4 protein-coding genes are annotated in these 3785 nt (G+C 60.9%); 2 read left to right on the forward strand and 2 right to left on the reverse strand.

The genetic code is table 11. The annotated features are described in order from the left end of the window. Positions 1-318 (forward strand): MerR family DNA-binding protein (locus tag B4F73_RS08400; protein ID WP_290482997.1); only part of this gene is annotated, 318 nt, incomplete at its 5' end. On the opposite strand, the gene lepA is transcribed toward B4F73_RS08400, so the two are convergent. Further along, a complete protein-coding gene (gene lepA, locus B4F73_RS08405) occupies positions 315-2120 on the reverse strand; it encodes a translation elongation factor 4 (protein ID WP_034817695.1) in 1806 nt (601 codons plus the stop codon). The two genes, B4F73_RS08400 and lepA, sit on opposite strands and share 4 nt — an antisense overlap. A gap of 183 nt (positions 2121-2303) precedes the next feature. Here lepA and B4F73_RS08410 point away from each other — a divergent pair, with 183 nt between their 5' ends. Then, positions 2304-2798 carry a ferritin-like domain-containing protein gene (locus B4F73_RS08410; protein ID WP_206991955.1) on the forward strand — a complete coding sequence of 165 codons (495 nt, stop codon included), beginning with the start codon at positions 2304-2306 and terminating at the stop codon, positions 2796-2798. 100 nt (positions 2799-2898) lie between these two features. Here the strand turns inward: B4F73_RS08410 and B4F73_RS08415 are convergent. After that, a partial coding sequence (locus tag B4F73_RS08415; protein WP_290482998.1) for an AbgT family transporter occupies positions 2899-3785 on the reverse strand: 887 nt, incomplete at its 5' end.

The following is a 3785-nucleotide window of genomic DNA, read 5'->3' on the forward strand; positions in this document are numbered from 1 at the left end:
TTTGATGAAGACGTTCTGGAACGGCTCGGCCTGATCTCGCTCGGCCGCGCCGCAGGTTTCACGCTGGACGAGATCGCCGCCATGATGTCGGAAGAGGGGCCCCGCATCGAGCGTGCGACGCTCATGTCAAAGGCGGACGAACTGGACGAGAAGATCCGTCAGATGACGATCATGCGCGATGGCTTGCGCCACGCCGCAAATTGCCGCGCGCCGAACCATATGGAATGCCCCAGCTTTCGCCGCATCCTCCGCGCCGCCATGACGGGGAGAATCTCAGCGAAGGGCAATCCGGTTGGGCTGGCAAACCGAAAGGGCTAATCCCCATCCATCCGCAACGCGGCCACAAACGCTTCCTGAGGAATCTCGACCTTGCCGAACTGGCGCATGCGCTTTTTACCGGCGGCCTGCTTGTCGAGCAGTTTCCGTTTCCGGCTGGCATCGCCGCCATAGCATTTCGCGGTCACGTCTTTCCTCATGGCACTGAGGGTTTCGCGCGCGATCACCTTGCCGCCAATGGCTGCCTGAATCGGAATCTTGAACATCTGGCGAGGGATAAGGTCTTTCAGACGCTCGCACATCTGGCGGCCCCGGCTTTCGGCGCGGTCGCGGTGCACCAGCATGGCGAGCGCATCGACCGGCTCGTCATTGACCAGGATCTGCAGTTTGACGAGATTCTCGGCGCGGTGGCCGACAATCTCATAGTCAAAGCTCGCATAGCCGCGGCTGATCGATTTCAGGCGGTCATAGAAATCGAACACGACCTCGTTGAGCGGCAGTTCGTACTTCACCATCGCCCGTCCGCCGACGTATGACAGTTCGGTCTGGATGCCGCGCCGATCCTGGCAGAGCTTCAGGATGCCGCCAAGATATTCGTCCGGCGTATAGATCGTCGCATTGATCCACGGCTCGCGGATTTCGGCAACGCGCACGACATCGGGCATGTCTGCCGGATTGTGGAGTTCGATTTCCGATCCGTCCGTCATCGTCATTTCATAGACAACGCTCGGCGCGGTTGCGATCAGGTCGAGGTCGAACTCGCGGCTGAGGCGTTCCTGGATGATTTCGAGATGCAGCAGGCCGAGAAAGCCGCAACGGAAGCCCATGCCGAGCGCGGCAGAGGTTTCCATCTCCCATGTAAAGCTTGCATCATTCAGGCGCAGCTTGCCCATCGCCGCGCGCAAATCGTCAAAGTCGCCCGCATCCATCGGAAACAGGCCGCAGAAGACGACCGGCTGAACTTCCTTATAGCCGGGCAGGGCCTTGTCACAGGGTCGCTTGTCTTCCGTGATCGTATCACCCACGGCCGTTTCGCCGACTTCCTTGATCGAAGCCACGAAGTAGCCGACTTCGCCCGGCCCAAGCGCCTCAACGTCGGTGAGTTTCGGATTGAACGTGCCGACCTTGTCAATTTCATAGACGCCGCCGGTGCGCATCATCTTGATCTTCTGCTTCTTCTTCAGCACGCCATCATGAATGCGCACGATGACGACCACGCCGAGATAGGGGTCGTAATAGGCGTCCACCAGGGCAGCCTTCAGCGGCGCGTCGACTTCGCCGGTCTTTGGCGCAGGCAGGCGCTGGACAATGGCTTCCAGCGTTTCAGAAATGCCGAGACCGGTCTTGGCCGACGTCTCGATGGCGTCAGAGGCATCAAGTCCGATCACGTCCTCGATCTGGGCTTTCACGCGCTCGACGTCAGCAGCTGGCAGATCGACCTTGTTCAGAACCGGCACGATCTCATGGTTCTGGTCGATGGCCTGATAGACGTTTGCCAGCGTCTGCGCCTCGACGCCTTGGGAGGCGTCCACGACCAGTAGCGAGCCTTCACAGGCGGCGAGGCAGCGGCTGACTTCATAGGCAAAGTCGACATGGCCCGGCGTGTCCATCAGGTTCAGGACATAGGTCTCGCCATCCTGTGCCTCATAGGTCAGGCGTACGGTCTGGGCCTTGATGGTGATGCCGCGCTCTTTCTCGATATCCATCGAGTCGAGCACCTGCTCCTTCATTTCGCGTTCGGTCAGGCCGCCGCAATGCTGGATCAGGCGATCCGCCAGCGTCGACTTGCCGTGGTCGATATGGGCGATGATGGAAAAATTGCGGATTTTGTCACGTGAGATCATGGCCGGGATATAACCGCGCTTTGGCCTCGCGGGAAGCGTTCTCGTTCAGGCGGGGGCCGGTTCTGGCGTCCTGAGGTGCAGAATGTCGCGGATTTCCATTAAAATCAGGAAACTCCGGAACAAGTCGACGTGCCTTCCATTGATTCTGCGTCACACAAACACGCACTCAGGAAGGATTTTCCCATGAGCATCCAGACGCTCGAAGACCTCTATATTGACCAGCTGCAAGACCTCTACAGCGCCAATCGCCAATCCCTCAAGGTGACTGAGAAGCTCGCTGGAAAGGCCCATAATCCGAAGCTGCAGGACGCGCTGAAACGCGGCGTCAGCGGCATCGAGGACGGGATCAACGCCGTCGAAGGCCTGATCCGCAAGCACAAGGCCGACCCGCGCGGCGAATTCTGTCAGGGCATGGAAGGCCTCGTCAAAGAAGCGAAAGCCCACGCCATCGACGCCGAGATCGAGGACGAGGATGTCCGCGATGCCTCTATCATTTCGCAATATCAGCGCATGACCCATTACGCCCTTGCTGGCTATGGCACCGTCTTGGCCTTTGCCCGTCGCCTTGGCTTCAAGGACGACGCCGAACAGCTCCAGACCTGTCTCGACAACACCTATTCCGGTGACCGCGAGATGTCGCAGCTGGCTGAAGGCGAAGTGAACCGCGAAGCGGCCTGATTCCACCCCCCCAAGGCGGGCTGGCTGAACTGTAACTCCGGCTGGCCTCCACGGGGTGGGAGCCCGGTCTGGCACTGCCAGGCCGGGTTTGCCGTGCGCGCTATCCCCCCGCGCCGGGTACGGTGATGTGCGCCGGGGCGCCAAAGCCGAAATCGAGCCCCAGGAAGATCCAGCCCATCATCAGCGCGACGCCCGTGATCAGCATCCAGACCGAATACGGGATCATCATCGCCGTCAGGCTGCCAAGCCCGAAATCAGTTTGCCAGCGACGCGCGAAGACCAGGATCAGCGGGAAGTACACCATCAGTGGCGTGATGATGTTCGTCGCGCCATCGCCCACGCGATAGGCGGCGGTCGCGCCTTCCGGGCTGATCCCCAACAGCATCAGCATCGGCACAAGCACCGGCGCCAGCAATGCCCATTTTGCGCTGGCCGAGCCGACGAAAAGATTCAGCAGCGCTGAGAACAGGACAATCAGGCCCAGCACGATCGGCAGCGGCAATCCGCTATTCTGGATTGCGTCCGCGCCATGCACCGCCGAGATCAGGCCGAGATTGGACCAGCCGAACATCGCCACGAAATGGGCCGCGGCAAAGGCCAGCACCAGATAATAGCCCATGTCCTTCATCGCCTCGGCCATCATGTTTACCAGGTCGCGGTGATTGTTGATCGTGTTGGCGGCTGCGCCATAGGCCCAGCCCGCAGCAAGGAACAGAACCAGGAAGCCCGCGACGAGCGAGCGGAAGAACGGCCCGGCCTTCTGGTACCACGGATTGCCTTCTGTGCCCGGCCCATCGGCCAGTAGGGGCGTGCCTGGTCCGAACGTCATGAACGCCCACAAGGCGCACACGCCCAGCAGGGCGAGCCCCGCCATGCGCAGGCCCTTCTGCTGCTCGGCGGTCAGGGGCTTGTCTTCATCGCCAGCCTGTACGGCTGATTCCGGGCTGGGGACCCATTTGCCGAGGCGCGGCTCGATGATCTTGTCGG

This window comes from Hyphomonas sp. UBA3601, from assembly GCF_002375605.1.
Taxonomy (GTDB): domain Bacteria; phylum Pseudomonadota; class Alphaproteobacteria; order Caulobacterales; family Hyphomonadaceae; genus Hyphomonas.

What these genes read in the sequence shown, in the direction of transcription:
- lepA (WP_034817695.1), bottom strand. Translation starts at nt 2,120, where the DNA reads ATGATCTCACGTGACAAAATCCGCAATTTTTCCATCATCGCCCATATC.
- B4F73_RS08410 (WP_206991955.1), top strand. Translation starts at nt 2,304, where the DNA reads ATGAGCATCCAGACGCTCGAAGACCTCTATATTGACCAGCTGCAAGAC.